Below are 20,492 nucleotides of genomic sequence, written 5' to 3'. Positions count from 1 at the left end.
ATCCCCTGCCGTCCCTCAGCCCGCGGTCGGGTCGGAGGGCGCCGCGTAGAACGGGCGCAGGAAGCCGAGCACGTCGGTGAGCTCGGCCTCGCTCACCGCGTGGCCGAGGCCCTCGTAGATGCGGTCGGTGACGGTCGCGTGGCGCGGCAGCCAGTCGTGGGTGTGCTCGATGAGGGCGGGCGCGATGACCTGGTCTAGGGTGCCGCGGCCCCAGAAGACGGGCGGCTTCTGGTCGAGCATCCGGTCGTCGGCGGGGGCGGGGCCCGGCACCACGAAGCCGGCGAGGCTCACCGCGAAGTCGAAGCGCTCGGGCGCGTGCCGCAGCAGCTGGATCGCCATCGACCCGCCCTGGCTGAAGCCGAGCAGGCCGACGCTCGTCGCGGGCTGCCGGTCGAGCCAGTGCAGGATGCCGCGCGCGGCGGCGTCGGCCTGCGGGCCGCGGTCGTCGGCGATGTCGTACCAGGCGTACCCGAGCCCCGACCGCAGCGGGCCGCGCAGGCTCGCGATGACGGGCTGCAGCGGCAGGTACTGCGAGAGGCCGAACAGGTCGCCCTCGTGCGAGCCGTAGCCGTGCATGAGCACGAGCAGCGGGCGCTCGGCGCGCTCGTGCTCGGGGGCCGACCACATGATCGCGGAGTCGTCGATCAGCTGCATCCCGGTCATGCATCGAGTCAACACCACGGGCCTCATCGCCCGCCTGGGGTAAGAATGAGGCATGGCCAACACGCGCACGCCCGACCCGAATCCCGGCTGGCTGTCGGACGACGAGCTCGAGCAGATCCGGCGCCGGCTGCCGCTGCTGTACGTGGAGGCCGTTCCGGTGCGCGTGGACGGCATGGGTCAGGTGACCGAGGTGGGTGTGCTGCTGCGCGTAAACACGTCCGGATCGATGACCCGCACGCTCGTCTCGGGCCGCGTCATGTACGGCGAGACCCTGCGCGATGCGCTCTTCCGCCACCTCGAGAAGGATCTCGGGCCGATGGCGTTCCCGCAGCTGCCCGTCTCGCCGAACCCGTTCCACGTCGCCGAGTACTTCCCGCTGCCGGGGGTCTCGCGCTTCAGCGACGACCGCCAGCATGCGGTCGCGCTCGCCTACGTCGTGCCCGTGACGGGGACGTGCGACCCGCGGCAGGACGCCCTCGATCTCACCTGGCTCACGCCGGAGGAGGCCGCGTCGGAGCGCGTCTCGGCGGAGATGGAGGGCGGGCGCGGCGTGCTGCTGCGGGCCGCGCTCGCGTCCGTGGGCGCGCTGCCGTAGGTCGTGACGCAGCGGGGTCGCGTTCTCAGCGCACCATGCGCGAGCAGTGCGCGTCGTCCCAGGGACCGTACGGATGCCCGAGGCCGTCGAGCGCGAAGCCCTGCTTCTCGTAGAAGCGTCGCGCTCGCTCGTTCGCGGTGACGATCCACGCGTAGGCGGGTCGGTCGCCGAGCACGATATCGAGCAGGCGGGGGCCGAGCCCGGAGCCGTGCGTGCTCGCGCGCGCGTACAGCGAATCGAGCTTCGTCGGGCGTGGAGCCTCGGGGTCGTCGCTCGGGGCGCTGCGCGCGAAGCCGAGGAGCTCGCCCTCACCCGCCGGGTCGTCGAGCTCGGCGACGATGATGATCGAGCCGGGAACGGTGGCGTCGGCTGAGCCCGCGGCGAGCATCCTCGCCCATTCCTCGGTGAGGGATGCGGTGCTCGCCGCGGCGAGGAAGCGCTCGCTCAGGACGCCCACGTAGGTCTCGAGCCAGCACGCCCGGTGCACGCGGCCGAGCGCGGGGGCGTCGGCGAGCGTCGCGGGGCGGATGCGGAACTCGGGCACCCCGCGAGCCTAGAAGCCTCGCGCGGCCCGCCCGCCCCAACGCGCCCGCGGTACGCGGCACGTCGCTCGCTCAGCCCCCGCGTCTCGGTTCCGCGTCCTTCCGTTGTTGAGGAGTGATGCAATCGGTTCTCGACACTCCTCAACAACGGAGGGGAGAGGAGCGGGTGGTCGTTGAGAGGCGCTGCCCGAGCCCCGATCCGTAGGCGGATGCTCGCACGTAGATCGCGTACAGCTCGAGCGGGCGCGGGCGCGGGGGCGCCTCGCCGCGACTCGGACTCGAGCAGGCGAACCCGACGAGCTCGCCGTCCTCCTCGGCGAGCAGGAGTGTGCCTCCGTCGTCTGCGAGGCGCGGGATCGTCACGGCCCAGCGCGCGGCACTCGACTCGGGCGTCGCGCCCTCGAAGAACTCGGCGCTCAGCAGCCCGCCGTGCGCCTCGCGCCAGCACGCCATGTGCAGGTGCTCCCCGCCATGGCGGCCGAGCGTGCACGTGCGATCCGGCTCACAACGTGCGGACGCTCGCACGTGCTCCGCCCGAACGCACGTCGTCGCGGGTCGGGCAGGGTCGGGAACGCGAACGCGCCCGCCCCCCTTGCGGGCAGGCGGGCGCGCACAAGCGATGCGAGTGCGAGTCAGCGACCCCGGCGCTGCCCGCCCGAGCTGTTCGAGCGGACGACCTGGCCGACGCGGATCCCGCCGCCGGTGCCGCCGCCGCTCGGGGCCGACGCGCGCCGCGAGCCCTGGCGGGTGCGCGGCGCGGCGGGAGCGTCGGTATGACGCACGGCGTCGGAGCGGTGCGGGGCGGCATCGGTGCGCGGGCGATCGGTGCGGACGCGAGCGCCCCCACCGGTCGACGCGGCGCCGGAGGCCGTCGAGCCTGCGGCGGTGGGGCGACCGCCACGACGGCCGGCACCCGAGCTCGAGCCCGAGCGGCCGGACTCCGAGCGGCCCGCTCCCGAGCCCTCGCGCGTCGAGCGCTTGCGCTGCGCGTTGGCGCCCTGCGAGCGGCCCCCGCCCTGGACGGGCGGACGCAGCACGGCCGGGAGCGCGTCGGAGGCGACGCGGGGCGCGACGTCGCCGATGAGGCGCGTCACGGCATCCGAGCCCGAGGTGACCTGCTGCGGCTGGACCGAGATCGCGGCCTTCTTCAGGAGCGCGGCCGTGTCGCGACGCTGCTCGGGGAGGACGAGGGTGACGACGTCGCCCTCGGCCCCGGCGCGAGCGGTGCGACCCGAGCGGTGCAGGTACGCCTTGTGCTCCATGGGCGGGTCGACGTGGATGACGAGCTCGATGTCGTCGACGTGCACGCCGCGGGCGGCGACGTCGGTCGCGACGAGCACGCGCACGCTGCCGTCGCCGAATGCGGCGAGGTTGCGATCACGGGCCGGCTGCGACAGGTTGCCGTGCAGGTCGACGGCAGGGATGCCCTCGGCCGTCAGCGACTTCGCGAGCTTCTTGGCCTGGTGCTTGGTGCGCATGAAGAGGATGCGGCGGCCGCTTCCCGAGGCGAGCGCCGACACGAGACGCTTCTTCTCGTCCACGCCCGACACCTCGAAGACGTGGTGGGTCATGGCGGCGACGGGCGAGTTCGCCTCGTCCACCGAGTGCGTCGCCGGGGTGTGCAGGAACTGCTTGACGAGCTTGTCCACGCCGTTGTCGAGCGTCGCGCTGAAGAGGAGGCGCTGGCCGTCGGACGGCGTCGCCTTCATGATGCGGGTCACGCCGGGCAGGAAGCCGAGGTCGGCCATGTGATCGGCCTCGTCGAGCACGGTGATCTCGACCGCGTCGAGCGAGACGAACTTCTGCTGCATGAGGTCCTCGAGGCGGCCGGGGCAGGCGACGATGATGTCGACGCCGGCGCGCAGCGCGCTGACCTGACGGCTCTGCGAGACGCCGCCGAAGATCGTGGTCGTGGTGAGGCCGTAGGCCTTCGCGAGCGGCTCGAGCACGGCGTTGATCTGCGTCGCGAGCTCGCGCGTCGGGGCGAGGACCATTCCGAGCGGGCGGCCCGGGCGGCGCGGACCGCCGGCGAGACGCGTGCCGAGGCGCGCGATCATCGGGATCGAGAAGGCCAGAGTCTTGCCCGAGCCCGTCTTGCCGCGGCCGAGCACGTCGCGCCCTCCGAGAGTGTCGGGCAGGGTGTCGACCTGGATCGGGAACGCCTCGGTCTTGCCCTGCCCCGCGAGAACCTCGACGAGGGGGTACGGCACGCCGAGCGCGCTGAAGGTTGTTTCGGTCATGGGGTGGTGCCTTTCGAGCATGCGCGACCCCCGGCATCCGCGACCGAGCGGTCAGGATGCGGTGCGCACGCCACAAGAGCGCGCGGGCGGGAATCGAAGTGGCGACGGCGGCAGTGGCCGACATCGTTCGCCGTGAGAAAGTATCGAACCGCGGTGCGCGAGTCGGTGCGCGAGGTGCGGGATGAGGAAGCGTTCTACGACGCAGGCTGACCTTCAGTGGCCGTGCCTATGCATCAACCGTAGCAGGTCGGGCTCCCGGCGCCTCGGCCAAAGCGCCCGAGCCGGCTCACGCGAGCACCGCCCGCCCATCGCCGTAGCGCTCGCCGACCGGGATCTCCGCGTCGACGGTGTTGCCGGGCGGCGCGAGCGGGCACGCCCAGGCGGAGTCGTACGCGCACGAGGGGTTGTACGCGAAGTTGAAGTCGACCACGAGCGAACCCCGCGAGAGCCCCGGCCCGAGGTCGGCGCCCTTGACGGTGTCGAGCAGGTAGCGCCCCCCACCGTAGGTGCCGCCCTCGGCGCGCGACAGCGCGTCTTTCACGGGAACGAACAGTCCGCCTCCGTACGACCGCAGCCGCCACACGTCGAGCGGGCCGACCCCGGGCACGTCGACGCGCCCGATGCGCTCGAACGGCACGACCCCGTCGGTGCCGGTCGGCACGTCGAGCGACGCGGGAGGGGCATCCGCTATCACGCACTTGAACCGCCACGTGCGGTCGTAAGGCTTCACGCGCAGCCCGGTGAAGCGCTCGCGGTCGGCGGGCACCAGGGGCGAGGCGGGATGCTCGAGGAAGAGGCGATCGCGCTCGCGGCGCCACAGGTCGTGCGCCGCCTCGAGGTCGGTCGCGCGGCGCACCTTCTCGTAGAGACGGAAGACCGCGCGCCGCCAGCTCACCGTGTCGAGGGCGACATCGGCGGCGGTGAGGGTGCCGGCGCTCACGGACGGCTCGCGAACTTCTTGCGCCAGCCGGGCGCGAGCCGCGTGAGCTGCCGCGCACGCAGCTGCCAGAAGACCCAGAAGCCGACCATGACGACGGGGGTGAGGATGCCCGCGCCGACGTCGAGCCGGTCGCGGAAGAGCGTCCGCCCAGCCGGCGCGGTCGAGATCGCCATGCGGTGGTGCCACGAGCGGACGACGCGCATCGGCCCGGAGACGGACCCGCCCGCGTCGTGCACGATGCGCTCGGTCGAGCCGTCGGAGAGCACCAGCGACTCGTCACTCAGCCGGATCACCTGCACGCCCATCGGCACGACGCCCAGAAGCTTCAGCCGCACCCGATGCTCGCCGCCCGGCCACCGCTCGGGGAAGCCGCCGGGCTCGAGCGACTCGACCCTCGTCCACGGGCCCGACACCGCCCGGAACACGGCCGGCGAGTGCACCGCCTCCCACGCCGCGTCGGGCGCGCAGTCGAGAACGAGATCCAGCGTCACATGCATGCCCCCAGTCTGCTCCCCGTGGCTACCATCGACCTGTGACCGCCCGCCCCGACCGCCCCAGCATCGACCCCGCCGACCCCGCCGCCCAGGAGCGCTACCAGGTCCGCTTCGACTTCGGGCTCGACGGCGCTCGCCGCATCGGCGGCTCGGCCCACCTGCTGGTCTGGTGCGACGCGATCGCGACCGAGCCCGTGCCGGTGGATGCCCTGCCACACCGCCTCGAGGTCGTCGACGCCCGCCTCGGCGCGGCCTCCGCGATCGCTCAGCGCCTGCTCGAGCTGCAGGCCGCGCGCGGCGAGCGGACGATGGTCGCCGTCGTCGCGGCGGGCGCCCCGCTGGAGAGCCCCGACGGGTTCCCCGTCGAGGACGTCCTGCTCGCGGGCGCCGTGGTCGACGCTCTCGGCGCCGTCGGCATCGACGCGACGAGCCCCGAGGCGGCCGCCGCGGCCGCGGCCTTCCAGGGCCTCCGCGGCGCCGTCGGCCACATGCTGACCGCATCGGTGGCCGGCCGGGCGCTCGCCGAGACGCAGGGGGCGGATGCTCTTCCCGCCGCCCGCGCGCGGCTCGAGGAGCGCGAGCTCGTCGTCCTGCGGGAATTCAGCCACCAGGCTTAGCGTTCCTCTCGGTCAGCAGACCACTGCAGACCACCGACCGGGAGGACCCCCATGAAGGCGCACGTCAACGGCACCGTCATCGCCGAGGCTCCGGAGGAGCAGCTCGTCAAGATCGAGGGCAACTGGTACTTCCCGCCGTCGAGCGTGAAGAGCGAGTTCCTCGAGAAGAGCCCGACGCCGTACACCTGCCCGTGGAAGGGCGAGTGCCAGTACTTCTCCGTCGTCGTCGACGGCCAGAAGCTGCAGGACCGCGCGTGGAGCTACCCGACTCCGTACCCGGCGTCGTTCGATCGCGTCGGCACCGACTACTCGAACTACGTGGCCTTCTGGAAAGAGGTGCAGGTCTCCGCGTAGCGGAGCTCCTCACCCCCCGCGACCCTCACGCCGCGCGCTGATCGATCCAGTCGATGAGGTGCCGGGTGCTGAACCCGCGGGCGCACTGCCCGCACGACAGCGGCTTCGCGGGCTTCCTGAACCGCACGAACTCGTGCCCGTTCGGGCAGCGCCCGCGCCAGCGCGCGCGGTCGTCCGCGATCGGTCCGTCGTGCGTGCGCCCGCCTTCGTAGCCGAGCCCTCGGGCCAACGCGCGCCAGGCCGGACCGTGCCCCGTCCCGGGGCCCGCGAGGGCGTGAGCGACCTCGTGGAGCAGGATCTGATGGATCTCGTCGTCCTCGAAGCGGGCCGCGAGATGGCGGGAGACCGTGATGCGCCTGTCCGTGTAGTTGCAGAGCCCTGCTCGCCGAGTCGCGTTGTCGAACGCGAAGCTCCAGGAGGGGTCGAGGTGCAGGCGCAGCAGGGCCTCCGCCCACACCCGCACCCGCTCGAGCTCGCTCACGAGACCAGGCTACGAGGCGCCGTCGACACCGCTGCGCGTCGTGGCCTGCGGCGTGCCGCGCGACGATCGATGTTCGCATGGCGAACACTGTTCGCTTAACGCACGTCCGTTCCACCGGTGCGCGCCGAAAGATGCTCCACTACAGTCTCGCTCGGCGTGAGGAGGTGTCACATGTCGCTCATCCGCCGACTCGGCGGCGATGACGGCGTCGCCGCGCTCGTCGAGCAGCTCTCCGTGCGCGTGAAGGCCGACCCCGTCATGGGGCCGTACTTCCGCGACGTCGACGAGGAGGCGCTCAACCGCCGCCGCGCGATGTTCCTCTCCGCCCTGCTCGGGGGCTCGCAGTCGTACACCGGCAAGACCCTCCCCGAGGCGCACGGGCCGTTTCGGCTCGGCGACCGCGAGTTCGACGCCTTCCTCCGCGTCATGCGCGAGACGCTCGAGGCCGCCGAGCTGTCGATCCTCGACCGCCAGTCGGTGCTCCGTCGGCTGTCGCGGCTGCGGACGGATATCGTCAGTCGGGGCGTGTCCGTCGCTCCCGGCACCGCCGTCTTCGGCGGGCCGCACACGCAGGACTGAGGCGCGGCGCCGCCTCGATGCCGCTCAGTCGCGGCGCGAGAAGAGCCCCGTCTTCGGCTCGGGCGACGGCACCGCGGTCGCGTCCGTCGCGACGGGGGCTCCCGCGATCCAGTTGACGAGATCGCGGCCGCTCGTGACGGTGGCGGGATGCGGTCCGCGCGCCATGAGCCGGGGCATCCAGTCGAGCGGCAGTTCGCTCGTCGAGGCGACGAGCACGACGTTCCCGAACCGGCGACCCTTGAGGATGCCCGTCTCGGCCAGCGCGGCGACGTCGCCGTACGCCATGCGCAGTGTCGCTGCCTGGGCTCGCGCGAAGGCGAGCCCAGGTCCATCCGCCACGTTGACCGCGAGGATGCCGTTCGGGGCGAGGAAACGCCGCACCTCCTCGTAGAACTCGAGGCTCGTGACGTGGGCGGGAATGCGTGCCCCGCTGAAGACGTCGACCACGACGAGGTCGACCGCGCCGTGCAGCGCGGCGGGCAGGCGGGCGAGCATCGCTCGCGCATCCCCGTACCGGACCCGGATGCTCGCGCGGCGCGGCAGGGGGAGGTGCTCGCGCACGAAGGCGACGAGACCCTCCTCGAGCTCGATCACCTGCTGCCGCGAGCCGGGGCGCGTCGCCTCGATGTAGCGCGGGAGGGTGAGCGCGCCAGCGCCGAGGTGGAGCGCCGTCATCGGCTGGCCCGGGTCGCCCCACTCGTCGATGACGCGACCGATGCGCTGCACGTACTCGAAGAACAGCCGGCTCGGGTCGTCGAGGTCGACGTGCGACTGCGGCGTCCCGTCGACGATGAGCGTGAAGCTACCGCGCGACCACTTGTCCGGCTCGATCACGGCGCGCATGCCGCTCGACAGCTGCCGTGAGACGGCGACGGGGGAGGACATGACCGCTAGCGTGCCACAGCGGGCGACGGGGTTCGGTCGCGGTTATAGCGCAGGAGCCCCTATCGGTCAAGAATCCGACTGGACACGGCGGTGCGAGCGCGCCTAGTATTGAGGTTTGCGCTCCCCGACAACTTCAGCCGTCAAATGGCGGTCGGCTGACGTGCCCCGAGTATAGCGGCGGGGTGGGCCCGAGCACGGGCCCTCAATGGGTTTCTGGCGCGATCACTCGACCGTGTTCATCTGTCGCTCCGGCGACGGTATTCGGGCTTCGACGCCCACGGAGGTTAGTTCGTTGGCTGCTTCGCGCACCGCTAAGAATTCCCAGTCCCCCCTGAACGGCCGGAACGCATCCCGGCTCTCATTCGCCAAGATCAGCGACACGCTGACCGTCCCCGACCTGCTGGCGCTGCAGACCGAGAGCTTCGACTGGCTCGTCGGCAACGACGCGTGGAAGGCCCGTGTCACCGAAGCGGAGGCAGCCGGTCGCACCGACGTCCCGGGCCGCAGTGGCCTCGAGGAGATCTTCGAGGAGATCAGCCCCATCGAGGACCTCGGCGAGACGATGCAGCTCTCGTTCACCAACCCTTATCTCGAAGAGCAGAAGTACTCGATCGACGAATGCAAGGAGCGCGGCAAGACCTATGCCGCCCCGCTCTACGTCGAGGCCGAGTTCATGAACCACATGACGGGCGAGATCAAGACGCAGACGGTCTTCATGGGCGACTTCCCGCTCATGACCGAGCGCGGAACGTTCATCATCAACGGCACCGAGCGCGTCGTAGTGTCGCAGCTCGTCCGCAGCCCCGGCGTCTACTTCGAGCGCACGCTCGAGAAGCTCTCGGACAAGGACATCTACACCGCGCGCATCATCCCCAGCCGCGGCGCCTGGCTCGAGTTCGAGATCGACAAGCGCGACCAGGTCGGCGTGCGCATCGACCGCAAGCGCAAGCAGTCGGTCACCGTCTTCCTCAAGGCTCTCGGCATGACGACCGAGGAGATCCGCGAGGCCTTCGCCGGGTTCGACTCCATCGAGCAGACCCTCGAGAAGGATGCCGTCCTCACCAAGGAGGAGGCGCTCAAGGACATCTACCGCAAGCTCCGTCCGGGCGAGCAGGTCGCCGCCGAGGCCGCGCGCGCGCTCCTCGACAACTTCTACTTCAACCCCAAGCGCTACGACCTCGCGAAGGTCGGCCGCTACAAGGTCAACCGCAAGCTCGGCGTCGACGCCCCGCTGTCCGACTCGGTGCTGACCGTCGAGGACATCGTCGCGACGATCCGCTACATGGTGTCGATGCACGAGGGCCGCACGACCATGCCCGGCCAGCGCGACGGCAAGCCCGTCGAGCTGCGTCTCGACGTGGACGACATCGACCACTTCGGCAACCGTCGAATCCGCGCGGTCGGCGAGCTCATCCAGAACCAGGTCCGCACCGGCCTGTCGCGCATGGAGCGCGTCGTCCGTGAGCGCATGACCACGCAGGACATCGAGGCGATCACCCCGCAGACGCTGATCAACGTGCGCCCTGTCGTCGCCGCGATCAAGGAGTTCTTCGGCACCTCGCAGCTCTCGCAGTTCATGGACCAGAACAACCCGCTCGCGGGCCTCACCCACAAGCGCCGCCTCTCGGCACTCGGCCCGGGTGGTCTGAGCCGCGAGCGCGCCGGCGTCGAGGTGCGCGACGTGCACCCCTCGCACTACGGCCGCATGTGCCCCATCGAGACCCCGGAAGGCCCGAACATCGGCCTCATCGGGTCGCTCGCCTCATTCGCTCGCATCAACGCGTTCGGCTTCATCGAGACGCCGTACCGCCGCGTGGTCAAGGGCAAGGTCACCGAGCACATCGACTACCTCACCGCGAGCGAGGAGGACGAGTTCGTCGTCGCCCAGGCAGGCGCGCCCCTGAAGAAGGACGGCTCGTTCGCCGAGGAGCGCGTGCTCATCCGCAAGAAGGGCGGCGAGGTCGAGCTCGTTCCCTCCGCCCAGGTCGACTACATGGATGTCTCGCCCCGCCAGATGGTGTCGGTCGCGACCTCCCTCATCCCCTTCCTCGAGCACGACGACGCGAATCGCGCCCTCATGGGCGCCAACATGCAGCGCCAGGCGGTGCCGCTGCTCCGCTCGGAGTCGCCGCTCGTCGGCACGGGCATGGAGGGCTTCGCCGCGATCGACGCGGGCGACGTCATCACGGCCGAGAAGCCCGGCGTGGTCTCCGAGGTCTCGGCCGACGCCGTGACCGTCCAGCTCGATGAGGGAGGGACGCAGCAGTACTTCCTGCGCAAGTTCGACCGCTCGAACCAGGGCACGAACTACAACCATCGCGTCATCGTCAACGCGGGCGACCGCGTCGAGACCGGCGAGGTCATCGCCGACGGCCCCGCGACGGAGAACGGCGAACTCGCGCTCGGCAAGAACCTCCTCGTGGCGTTCATGTCGTGGGAGGGCCACAACTTCGAGGACGCGATCATCCTCAGTCAGAACCTCGTGAAGGACGACACGCTGTCGTCGATCCACATCGAGGAGTACGAGGTCGACGCCCGCGACACCAAGCTCGGCAAGGAGGAGATCACCCGCGATCTGCCGAACGTCAGTCCGGAGCTCCTGGCCGACCTCGACGAGCGAGGCATCATCCGCATCGGCGCCGAGGTCCGCCCCGGTGACATCCTCGTCGGCAAGGTCACCCCCAAGGGCGAGACCGAGCTCTCGGCCGAGGAGCGCCTGCTGCGCGCGATCTTCAACGAGAAGTCGCGCGAGGTGCGCGACACCTCGCTCAAGGTTCCCCACGGCGAGCAGGGCACGATCATCGGCGTCAAGGTGTTCGACGCGCAGGACGGCGACGACGAGCTCGGCTCGGGCGTCAACCAGCGCGTGGTCGTCTACATCGCCCAGAAGCGCAAGATCTCCGAGGGCGACAAGCTCGCCGGCCGTCACGGCAACAAGGGCGTCATCTCGAAGATCCTGCCCGTGGAGGACATGCCGTTCCTGGAGGACGGCACGCCCGTCGACATCGTGCTCAACCCGCTCGGCGTCCCCGGCCGCATGAACTTCGGCCAGGTTCTCGAGATCCACCTGGGCTGGGCTGCGTCGCGCGGCTGGAAGGTCGACGGCACCCCCGAGTGGTCGAACCGCCTGCCCGAGGTCGCTCGCGAAGCCGTTCCGGGCACGAAGGTCGCCACGCCCGTCTTCGACGGCGCGAGCGAGGAGGAGATCGCCGGTCTGCTCGACTCGACGACCCCGAACCGCGACGGCGTCCGGCTGATCGACTCGACCGGGAAGGCGCGTCTGTTCGACGGCCGCACGGGCGAGCCGTTCTCCGACCCGATCTCGGTCGGCTACATGTACATCCTGAAGCTCCACCACCTCGTCGACGACAAGATCCACGCGCGCTCGACGGGCCCGTACTCGATGATCACCCAGCAGCCTCTCGGCGGTAAGGCCCAGTTCGGCGGTCAGCGCTTCGGTGAGATGGAGGTGTGGGCGCTCGAGGCCTACGGCGCGGCCTACGCGCTGCAGGAGCTCCTGACGATCAAGTCCGATGACATCCTCGGCCGCGTGAAGGTCTACGAGGCGATCGTCAAGGGCGAGAACATCCAAGAGCCGGGAATCCCCGAGAGCTTCAAGGTCCTCATCAAGGAGATGCAGTCGCTGTGCCTGAACGTCGAGGTCCTCTCGGCCGACGGCACCGCGGTGAGCCTCAAGGACACGGATGACGAGGTGTTCCGCGCCGCGGAGGAGCTGGGCATCAACATCTCCTCCCGCTTCGAGTCCTCGTCGATCGACGAGATCTGATCCGGGTCTCTCCCGAGACACTGACGACTGTTTACGAAAGAGAAGAATCAATTGCTCGACGCAACCACTTTCGATGAGCTCCGGATCGGCCTCGCGACCGCTGACGACATCCGTCGCTGGTCGCACGGCGAGGTCAAGAAGCCCGAGACGATCAACTACCGCACTCTCAAGCCCGAGAAGGACGGTCTGTTCGGTGAGCAGATCTTCGGCCCCTCGCGCGACTGGGAGTGCTCGTGCGGCAAGTACAAGCGCGTGCGCTTCAAGGGCATCGTCTGCGAGCGCTGCGGTGTCGAGGTCACGAAGTCCTCGGTCCGCCGTGAGCGCATGGGCCACATCGAGCTCGCCGCTCCCGTCACGCACATCTGGTACTTCAAGGGCGTGCCCAGCCGACTCGGCTACCTGCTCGACATGGCACCGAAGGACCTCGAGAAGGTCATCTACTTCGCCGCGTACATGGTCATCTCGGTCGACGAGGAGGGCCGCCACGCCGACCTCCCCGGGCTCGAGAACGAGCTCCGACTCGAGGTCAAGACCCTCGAGGGCCAGCGTGACTCGATGATCGCCGAGCGCCTCCAGCGCCTCGAGGGCGAGCTCGCCGAGCTCGAGGCCGAGGGCGCCAAGGCCGACCAGAAGCGCAAGGTCAAGGACGCCGGTGAGAAGGAGATGTCGCAGGTCCGCAAGTCGTTCGACGAGCAGATCGCGCAGCTCGAGCGCGTGTGGGAGGACTTCCGCACCCTCAAGGTCGGCGACCTGAAGCCGGAGGACTCGGTCTTCCAGGAGCTCCAGGACCGCTACGGGCTGTACTTCGAGGCGCACATGGGCGCCGAGGCGATCAAGAAGCGCCTCGAGGCCTTCAACCTCGCCGCCGAGAGCGAGCTGCTCCACGAGCAGATCGCGGGCGGCAAGGGCCAGAAGAAGATCCGCGCCATCAAGCGTCTCAAGGTCGTCAACTCGTTCCTGCAGACGGGCAACTCGCCCGCGGCCATGGTCCTCGACGTCGTTCCCGTGATCCCGCCGGAGCTGCGCCCGATGGTGCAGCTCGACGGCGGCCGCTTCGCGACGAGCGACCTGAACGACCTGTACCGCCGCGTGATCAACCGCAACAACCGCCTGCGCCGCCTTCTCGACCTCGGGGCACCCGAGATCATCGTTAACAACGAGAAGCGCATGCTCCAGGAGGCCGTGGACGCGCTGTTCGACAACGGTCGCCGCGGTCGTCCCGTCACGGGCACCGGCAACCGCGCCTTGAAGTCGTTGAGCGACATGCTCAAGGGCAAGCAGGGCCGCTTCCGTCAGAACCTGCTGGGCAAGCGCGTCGACTACTCGGGCCGCTCGGTCATCGTGGTCGGCCCGCAGCTCAAGCTGCACCAGTGCGGTCTGCCCAAGCTGATGGCTCTCGAGCTGTTCAAGCCGTTCGTCATCAAGCGCCTGATCGACCTGGGCCACGCCCAGAACATCAAGAGCGCCAAGCGCATGGTCGAGCGCTCGCGCCCGCAGGTGTGGGACGTCCTCGAGGAGATCATCCGCGAGCGCCCCGTCCTGCTGAACCGCGCGCCCACCCTGCACCGTCTCGGCATCCAGGCCTTCGAGCCCCAGCTCGTGGAGGGCAAGGCGATCCAGCTGCACCCGCTCGTCTGCGCCGCGTTCAACGCGGACTTCGACGGCGACCAGATGGCCGTCCACCTGCCGCTGTCGGTCGAGGCGCAGGCCGAGGCCCGCATTCTCATGCTCGCGTCGAACAACATCCTCAAGCCGTCCGACGGCCGCCCGGTGACGGTTCCCACGCAGGACATGATCATCGGTCTCCACCACCTCACGACCGTTCGCGAGGGCGCCGAGGGCGAGGGCCGCGCGTTCTCGTCGGTCTCCGAGGCGATCATGGCGATGGACCAGCACTCGCTGCACCTCAACGCGACCGTGCGCATCCGCCTCTACGGCGAGAAGTTCGAGGGCGGCCGCGAGCTCAAGGAGACCACGCTCGGTCGTGCGCTCTTCAACGAGCTCCTGCCCGAGGACTACCCGTTCATGGAGAAGGTCGCCGACAAGGGCGCCATCTCGCAGCTCGTGAACGACCTCGCCGAGCGCTACCCGAAGGTCGTCGTCGCGGCGACCCTCGACAAGGTGAAGGACGCCGGCTTCTACTGGGCGACCCGCTCGGGAGTGACCGTCGCGCTGAGCGACGTCATCACGCCTCCGAAGAAGAAGGAGATCGTCGCCGAGTACGAGAAGAAGGCGGCGAAGATCCAGGTGCAGTTCGAGAAGGGCCTGATCACCGACGACGAGCGTCGCCGCGAGCTCGTCGCGCTCTGGAGCGAGGGCACCAAGGCGGTCAACGACGAGATGCGGTCGAACTTCCCGACCGACAACACGATCAACCGCATGGTCACCTCCGGCGCCCGCGGCAACTGGCTGCAGGTCGGAAACATCGCCGGTATGCGAGGCCTCGTCTCGAATCCGCGCGGTGAGATCATCGCCCGCCCGATCATCAACTCGTACCGCGAGGGCCTGTCGGTGGCCGAGTACTTCATCGCCACGCACGGTGCCCGAAAGGGTCTCGCCGACACCGCCCTCCGCACGGCCGACTCCGGCTACCTGACGCGTCGACTCGTCGACGTCGCCCAGGACGTCATCATCCGCGAGGACGACTGCGGCACGACCAAGGGCCTCGAGTTCCCGATAGCCCACGAGGTCGACGGCACGTGGGTCCGCGACGAGAACGTCGAGAACCTCGTGTTCGCGCGCACTCTGGCGGCCGACGCCGTGAGCGCCTCGGGCGAGGTCGTCGCGGCGGCCGGCTCCGATGTCGGCGACGTGCTCATCAACGAGCTCGTCGCGGCCGGCGTCAGCACGATCAAGGTCCGCTCGGTCCTGACGTGCGAGTCGGCGGTCGGCGTCTGCGCCGCCTGCTACGGCCGCTCGCTCGCGACCGGAACGCGCGTCGACCTCGGCGAGGCCGTCGGCATCATCGCGGCCCAGTCGATCGGCGAGCCCGGCACGCAGCTCACGATGCGCACCTTCCACACCGGCGGTTCGGCCTCGGCCGACGACATCACGCAGGGTCTGCCCCGCGTGACCGAGCTCTTCGAGGCCCGCACCCCGAAGAGCGCGAGCCCCATCGCCGAGAGCGCCGGCCGAATCGTCGTGGAGGACGCGGAGAAGCAGCGCCGCGTCATCCTCACCCCCGACAACGGGGACGAGGAGGTCGTGTACGTCGTCTCGAAGCGCTCGCAGCTTCTCGTCGAGGACGGCCAGCACGTCGAGCTCGGCCAGCAGATCTTCGAGGGTCCCGTGGACCCGAAGGAGGTCCTGCGGGTCAAGGGCGTGCGCGCCGTGCAGCAGCACCTCGTCGAAGGCGTCCAGGGCGTATACCGCTCGCAGGGCGTGCCGATCCACGACAAGCACATCGAGGTCATCGTCCGTCAGATGCTCCGCAAGGTGACCGTCGTCGACCACGGCGAGACCGACCTGCTCCCCGGGGAGCTCGTCGACCGCTCGAAGTACAACGACATCAACCGCGCTGCGCTCTCCGAGGGCAAGAAGACGGCCTCGGCCCGCCAGGAGGTCATGGGAATCACCAAGGCCTCGCTCGCGACCGAGTCCTGGCTGTCGGCCGCGTCCTTCCAGGAGACGACCCGCGTTCTCACGCAGGCCGCCATGGAGGGCAAGAGCGACCCGCTGCTCGGGCTCAAGGAGAACGTGATCATCGGAAAGCTGATCCCGGCCGGCACAGGGCTGCCCGCGTACCGGAACGTCTCGGTCGAGGCGACGGAGGAGGCGAAGGCCGAGCGATACCCCAACCGCATCTTCGCCGATGACTCGTCGTTCAGCGAGGCCGACCTGTCGTTCGTCGACTTCGACTCGTTCTCGAGCGACGACTTCACTCCGGGCACCTACAACTAGATCGCATCGCACCGCACGAGGGCCCCTTCCGCACGGCAGGGGCCCTCTGCCGTTCTCATGGTGAGAGCTCCCCATCGCCGGGGAGTCGAGCCGGACTCTCCGATGAACCCCGTGCGTGATGTTCGATTCGGCGGGGGAGGCGACGCGGGCTCCGTCGATCGGACTCCGATCACGATTCAGTCCCCTGCCGAGGTGGTGCCGGGTCTCCGCGACGACGGCACGCCCGACCCCGACTACGCGGCGGCGATCGGACTCCGCGCGGCGGGTCCGGGTCGGCGGTGCGCCGCGTTCGCGATCGACGCGGCGGCGTGGCTGCTGCTGAGCGCACCCTCCCTCATCGGCGTGCTCATGACGGCCCCGTCCCTGCTCGAGGGGGCGCCCCTTGGTCGCACCGACCCGACCGGGCTCGTCCTCGTGCTCGTCGGCCTCGGCCTGACGGCCGTGTTCGGCCTCGTGCAGCTCGTGCTGCACGGCCTCCGCGGCGTCACTCTGGGCAAGGCGGCCATGGGGCTGCGGTCGGTGAACGTCGCCGGCTTCGATCGGCCCGGCTTCTGGCGGGTCGTGCTCCGGGCCCTCCTCCTGCAGGCCTCGACGGCCGTCCTGGTCGTCGTCGGCCCAGGTCTCCTCTTCCTGTCGTCGGGTCTCGACCCCGAGCGCCTCGGCCGCAGCTGGCTCGATCGAGTCGCCCGCGCGTGGGTCGTCGACGCGCGGCGCGGGCTCGACCCGTTCGATGCGCGCGCCCTCCGGCACGCGAGGAAGGGCGCCCGACCCCTCGACCGTCAGAAGCGCGCGCCGCTGCCCTCCCTCGGGAGCGCCGCGTCGTCGCGCGGCTTCGTCCCCGCTGAGCGATCGAGCTCGGGCGTCGTCTCGGGCGCCCCGGGCTCGGCGTCCTGGAGCCCGCCCGAGCTCCTCGACTCCCGCCCGCCCGCCGCGAGGACGGCCCCCGCTGCCCCGCCTATCGCCCCGCTCGTGCCCGCGGCGAGCTCGGCGCTTTCCTCGCTGGGCGCCCGGCGCGCCGTGACGCTCCGCTTCGACGACGGGACGACGATCGACGTCCCGGTCTCCGGGCTGGTCGGCCGCGACCCGGAGCCGCACCCCGGCGAGCGGGTCGCGCTTCTCCTGCCCCTCACCGACGTGGCGATGCAGCTCTCCAAGACGCACGCCGAGTTCGGCGTCGACGAGAGGGGCGGGTTCTGGATGCTCGACCGCGGCTCGTCGAACGGCACCGTCGCGGTCACGCCGTCCGGCGAGCTCGCGCTTCCGCCGGGGCGCGCGCCCTCGAGGATGCGGCCGTCGCGGCGGCCGCGCCGCAGCTTCGCGCCCGCTGCGGGCGATCGATCGCGAGCACGACCGCGCCATCGCGACGCTGCGCGCCCGCTACCGCGAGCGCGAGGGCGCCTACGACGAGGATTGGCCCGACCCGCCGCGCCACGGTGCTGCATCTCGTGGGGGCGATGCGCTCGCGACCGGGCGCGGCGGTCAGCAATCACCGCGCGAGCTCGGTCATCGGCTTCGATGCGGCCGCCGCGCTCGCGGGCGCGGGGCTCATCGTGTGGCGGGCCGACCAGCCCAGGGGCGGCGCGCCGTTCGACGCCGTCATGGTGCCCGTCATCGTCAGCGCCGTCTGCGGCGTCATCCTCGCGGTCGTCTGGATCGACGCTCGCCGCCGCGGAGCGCCCGAGAGGGCCCGCGTCGCCCGATACCGGGCTGAAGAGGCCTCGTGGCGCGCGGATCTCGACGTCGAGGCGGCCGAGCTGGCCGAGCGCTCCCGTGGCGCGGTGCTCGCCGCGATCGCCGCTCTCGATGACGCGCGCCGCTCCGCCGTCGAGGGCGACCTCGCCGAGGCCGCGGGCATCCTGCGCCGACGCGGCGATGTACCGCACTCGTTCGCGAGTGCGATCGCCGACGCGCCCTTCGGGGCGCTCCGGTACGACGCTCGCGTCTGACCACCGCGCCGTCGCGGCGGACGACACCCCCGCTCGGGGTATGCCGACCTTCCCTCGGATCCGCTTGACTGGGAGGACCTCGACTCGGAGGTCGCCATGACCTGCACCCTGACCCGAACCCGGACCCGTTCCGCCCGCGCCCGCTCCGACCGCGGCTTCACCCTGATCGAGCTCGTCGTCATCGTGGCGATCATCGGCATCCTCGCCGCGATCGCCATCCCGGTGCACCTCGGCTACCAGGAGGATGCGCGCGGCAGCGCCGTGCAGTCGGCCCTCGCCACCGCGAAGCTCGAGCTCGTGATCGCGACCGCGGAGGGCGACCCTGTGGCCCTCGACCCCGAGCGCATCGCGGACATCCTCGCCGCCCACGGCGACCCCGGCCTGACGCTCAGCCGCACGGGCGAAGCAGACGGCTGGTGCCTGCACGGCGAGCACGTGGCAGTGACGAGCACGTGGGCCGTCGCCGACTCAGGGGGACTCGTCGAGAACGGCACGTGCGCGGCGAACGGCGACGTGATCGCGCCGTCGTGACATCCTCCTGACGCGCGCGCGACACCGCTGCGGCGCGGGCGGGCGGATGCGCGGGGTGCGTGTGGCGCGTGGGGGAGGAGTCGCGTCCCCGAACGGGGGACTACTTCTCACCGAGAGCGTGTCATAGCGTCCCGGTGGGGGCGGCGACGGTATTGGCGTCCCTGCGATCGCGCATGAGGGGGGAGCCGGCAGTGCCGTCATTGACCGAGGTGCTCATCATCCGCGGCATCATGCCCATCGAGACGCTCGACGTCATGAGCGACGACCCGCTGGCCGAGGCCCACATCATCCAGATGTTCATGGACGAGGGGCGGGTGACCCCGGGCCAGATCGCCTCCGCGCGCGCCGAGGTCATGGGTCTGTCGTTCGTCGAGCTCTCCGAGTACCCCATCGACCGCACGGCCGTCGCGCTCGTTCCCGCGACCCTGTGCAGGCGGCACAAGGTGCTGCCCATCCACATCGCCGGCGAGATGCTCACGCTCGCCATGGTCAACCCGGACGACGTCTTCGCCCTCGACGACGTACGCGCCGCCACCCGCATGCGCCTCGTGCCGATCGTGGCGGAGGAGACCGACCTGCGCGAGGCGGTCGAGAAGTTCCACCGCGCCGACAGCGAGCTCAACGAGCTGTCGAACGTGCTCGAGGAGGAGAACCGGCCGGAGGACCTGTCGGCGGTGGCGCTGCGCGACGCCGACGCCGACGATGCGCCGATCGTGCGATTCGTGAACCTCATCATCGGCCAGGCGATCCAGGACAACGCCTCGGACATCCACATCGAGCCGGGCGAGCACGAGCTGCGCGTGCGGTACCGCATCGACGGCGTGCTCCACGAGATGCAGGCGGCGCCGCGCTCGGTCACGAACGGAGTCATCTCGCGCCTGAAGATCATGAGCGACATCGACATCGCCGAGCGCCGCAAGCCGCAGGACGGCCGCATGTCGGTCAGCCACGGCGGCCGTCAGATCGACCTCCGCGTCGCGACCCTGCCGACGGTGTACGGCGAGAAGGTCGTCATGCGAATCCTCGACAACAACGCCACGCGCCGCGACATGAGCGAGCTGCAGCTGCTCGAGTACAACTTCGACGTCTTCAAGCAGTCGTACACGAAGCCGTACGGAATGATCCTCGTCACGGGCCCGACGGGTTCGGGCAAGTCGACGACCCTCTACACGACCCTCCACGCGGTCGCGAAGCCCGAGATCAACGTCATCACCGTGGAGGACCCGGTCGAGTACCGCATGGCCGGCATCAACCAGGTGCAGGTGAACCCGAAGGCGGGCCTCACGTTCGCGAGCGCGCTGCGCAGCATCCTGCGCTCCGACCCGGATGTCGTTCTCCTCGGTGAGATCCGCGACAAGGAAACCGCGCAGATCGCGATCGAGGCCTCGCTCACGGGTCACCTCGTGCTGTCGACTCTGCACACCAACGACGCCCCGAGCGCCATCACGCGCCTCATCGAGATGGACATCGAGCCCTTCCTCGTCGGCTCGGCGCTCGATTGCGTCGTCGCCCAGCGACTCGCGCGCCGCCTCTGCGACCGATGCAAGGCGCCGTACCAGGGCGACACGGAGCAGATGGCGTTCGGCGTGAGCCTCGCGCAGGCCTTCGGCGAGACCGGCTTCACGGCCGCCGGCGGGGAGGAGCGCGTGCCCGGCGCCGACCTCGCCTTCGCCTCGGGGCCCACGCTCTACAAGCCCGTCGGATGCTCGGCCTGCTCGAACACCGGCTACCGCGGCCGCCTCGCCCTGCACGAGGTCATGGCCGTCACGGAGGAGATCGAGCGACTCGCCGTCGCGCGCGCCTCCGCCGCCGAGATCCAGAAGGTGGCGCTGTCGCAGGGCATGCGCACCCTCCGCCAGGACGGCTGGGAGAAGGCCAAGCTCGGCCTCACCTCCGTCGACGAGATCATGCGCGTGGTCGCGTGAGCCCCGCAGCACC

At 70.5% G+C, this 20,492-nt stretch carries 18 protein-coding genes and 1 pseudogene; 10 read left to right on the top strand and 9 right to left on the bottom strand.

The window, feature by feature from the left end; translation table 11 throughout:
• Positions 1 to 15: 15 nt before the first annotated feature.
• Positions 16 to 663 (bottom strand): alpha/beta hydrolase, encoded by a 648-nt coding sequence (locus FHX53_RS11905; protein WP_182491578.1) that lies wholly within the window; start codon positions 661 to 663, stop codon positions 16 to 18.
• Between the two features lie 52 nt (positions 664 to 715).
• On the opposite strand from FHX53_RS11905, the gene FHX53_RS11900 reads away from it, so the two are divergent.
• Positions 716 to 1,258: an NUDIX hydrolase family protein gene (locus tag FHX53_RS11900; protein WP_182491577.1), complete on the top strand. Its 543-nt coding sequence runs from the start codon at positions 716 to 718 to the stop codon at positions 1,256 to 1,258.
• Between the two features lie 25 nt (positions 1,259 to 1,283).
• Here the strand turns inward: FHX53_RS11900 and FHX53_RS11895 are convergent, their stop codons facing one another.
• From FHX53_RS11895 to FHX53_RS11875, 5 genes are all read right to left on the bottom strand, one after another.
• Positions 1,284 to 1,802: a GNAT family N-acetyltransferase gene (locus tag FHX53_RS11895; RefSeq protein ID WP_182491576.1), complete on the bottom strand. Its 519-nt coding sequence runs from the start codon at positions 1,800 to 1,802 to the stop codon at positions 1,284 to 1,286.
• A gap of 139 nt (positions 1,803 to 1,941) precedes the next feature.
• The gene (locus FHX53_RS11890; RefSeq protein ID WP_182491575.1) at positions 1,942 to 2,253 is read right to left on the bottom strand and encodes a GNAT family N-acetyltransferase; all 312 of its coding nucleotides are present in this window, start codon (positions 2,251 to 2,253) and stop codon (positions 1,942 to 1,944) included.
• A gap of 179 nt (positions 2,254 to 2,432) precedes the next feature.
• Entirely contained in the window at positions 2,433 to 4,040 is a 1,608-nt protein-coding gene (locus FHX53_RS11885) for a DEAD/DEAH box helicase (protein ID WP_182491574.1), read from the bottom strand.
• 286 nt (positions 4,041 to 4,326) lie between these two features.
• Positions 4,327 to 4,980 carry a DUF1684 domain-containing protein gene (locus tag FHX53_RS11880; protein ID WP_343050995.1) on the bottom strand — a complete coding sequence of 218 codons (654 nt, stop codon included), beginning with the start codon at positions 4,978 to 4,980 and terminating at the stop codon, positions 4,327 to 4,329.
• Complete coding sequence (locus tag FHX53_RS11875; protein WP_182491573.1) at positions 4,977 to 5,477, bottom strand: hypothetical protein; 501 nt, start codon at positions 5,475 to 5,477, stop codon at positions 4,977 to 4,979. The genes FHX53_RS11880 and FHX53_RS11875 overlap by 4 nt, the downstream gene beginning before the upstream one ends.
• A gap of 35 nt (positions 5,478 to 5,512) precedes the next feature.
• On the opposite strand from FHX53_RS11875, the gene FHX53_RS11870 reads away from it, so the two are divergent.
• Together FHX53_RS11870 and FHX53_RS11865 are read left to right on the top strand one after the other, a co-directional pair.
• Positions 5,513 to 6,091, top strand: a complete 579-nt coding sequence (locus FHX53_RS11870; RefSeq protein WP_182491572.1) for a hypothetical protein — start codon at positions 5,513 to 5,515, stop codon at positions 6,089 to 6,091.
• Between the two features lie 51 nt (positions 6,092 to 6,142).
• Complete coding sequence (locus FHX53_RS11865; protein ID WP_182491571.1) at positions 6,143 to 6,445, top strand: DUF427 domain-containing protein; 303 nt, start codon at positions 6,143 to 6,145, stop codon at positions 6,443 to 6,445.
• A gap of 25 nt (positions 6,446 to 6,470) precedes the next feature.
• On the opposite strand, the gene FHX53_RS11860 is transcribed toward FHX53_RS11865, so the two are convergent.
• Positions 6,471 to 6,926 carry a SprT-like domain-containing protein gene (locus FHX53_RS11860; RefSeq protein ID WP_182491570.1) on the bottom strand — a complete coding sequence of 152 codons (456 nt, stop codon included), beginning with the start codon at positions 6,924 to 6,926 and terminating at the stop codon, positions 6,471 to 6,473.
• A 171-nt stretch (positions 6,927 to 7,097) separates the two neighbouring features.
• Here FHX53_RS11860 and FHX53_RS11855 point away from each other — a divergent pair, with 171 nt between their 5' ends.
• Complete coding sequence (locus FHX53_RS11855) at positions 7,098 to 7,505, top strand: truncated hemoglobin (RefSeq protein WP_182491569.1); 408 nt, start codon at positions 7,098 to 7,100, stop codon at positions 7,503 to 7,505.
• A 24-nt stretch (positions 7,506 to 7,529) separates the two neighbouring features.
• Here FHX53_RS11855 and FHX53_RS11850 read toward each other — a convergent pair whose 3' ends face one another.
• The gene (locus FHX53_RS11850; RefSeq protein ID WP_182491568.1) at positions 7,530 to 8,390 is read right to left on the bottom strand and encodes a spermidine synthase; all 861 of its coding nucleotides are present in this window, start codon (positions 8,388 to 8,390) and stop codon (positions 7,530 to 7,532) included.
• Positions 8,391 to 8,682: 292 nt separating this feature from the next.
• Here FHX53_RS11850 and rpoB point away from each other — a divergent pair, with 292 nt between their 5' ends.
• From rpoB to FHX53_RS14185, 3 genes and pseudogenes are all read left to right on the top strand, one after another.
• Positions 8,683 to 12,177 carry a DNA-directed RNA polymerase subunit beta gene (gene rpoB / locus FHX53_RS11845; RefSeq protein WP_182491567.1) on the top strand — a complete coding sequence of 1,165 codons (3,495 nt, stop codon included), beginning with the start codon at positions 8,683 to 8,685 and terminating at the stop codon, positions 12,175 to 12,177.
• 51 nt (positions 12,178 to 12,228) lie between these two features.
• A complete protein-coding gene (gene rpoC / locus FHX53_RS11840; protein ID WP_182491566.1) occupies positions 12,229 to 16,077 on the top strand; it encodes a DNA-directed RNA polymerase subunit beta' in 3,849 nt (1,282 codons plus the stop codon).
• A gap of 57 nt (positions 16,078 to 16,134) precedes the next feature.
• A pseudogene (locus tag FHX53_RS14185) lies at positions 16,135 to 16,752 on the top strand (RDD family protein); the annotation flags it as partial.
• A gap of 104 nt (positions 16,753 to 16,856) precedes the next feature.
• Here the strand turns inward: FHX53_RS14185 and FHX53_RS13710 are convergent.
• Positions 16,857 to 17,315 (bottom strand): hypothetical protein, encoded by a 459-nt coding sequence (locus tag FHX53_RS13710; RefSeq protein ID WP_246335699.1) that lies wholly within the window; start codon positions 17,313 to 17,315, stop codon positions 16,857 to 16,859.
• Positions 17,316 to 17,531: 216 nt separating this feature from the next.
• Here FHX53_RS13710 and FHX53_RS13705 point away from each other — a divergent pair, with 216 nt between their 5' ends.
• From FHX53_RS13705 to FHX53_RS11825, 3 genes are all read left to right on the top strand, one after another.
• Positions 17,532 to 18,023, top strand: coding sequence for a hypothetical protein (locus tag FHX53_RS13705; protein ID WP_246335698.1), 492 nt, complete (start codon positions 17,532 to 17,534; stop codon positions 18,021 to 18,023).
• A gap of 96 nt (positions 18,024 to 18,119) precedes the next feature.
• A complete protein-coding gene (locus tag FHX53_RS13910; RefSeq protein WP_182491564.1) occupies positions 18,120 to 18,554 on the top strand; it encodes a prepilin-type N-terminal cleavage/methylation domain-containing protein in 435 nt (144 codons plus the stop codon).
• Between the two features lie 191 nt (positions 18,555 to 18,745).
• Complete coding sequence (locus FHX53_RS11825; RefSeq protein WP_343050994.1) at positions 18,746 to 20,479, top strand: GspE/PulE family protein; 1,734 nt, start codon at positions 18,746 to 18,748, stop codon at positions 20,477 to 20,479.
• The last annotated feature ends 13 nt before the right edge of the window (positions 20,480 to 20,492 follow it).

The organism is Microcella alkalica (assembly GCF_014137945.1).
Taxonomy (GTDB): domain Bacteria; phylum Actinomycetota; class Actinomycetes; order Actinomycetales; family Microbacteriaceae; genus Microcella; species Microcella alkalica.
This window is presented reverse-complemented; position numbering and strand designations above follow the sequence as displayed.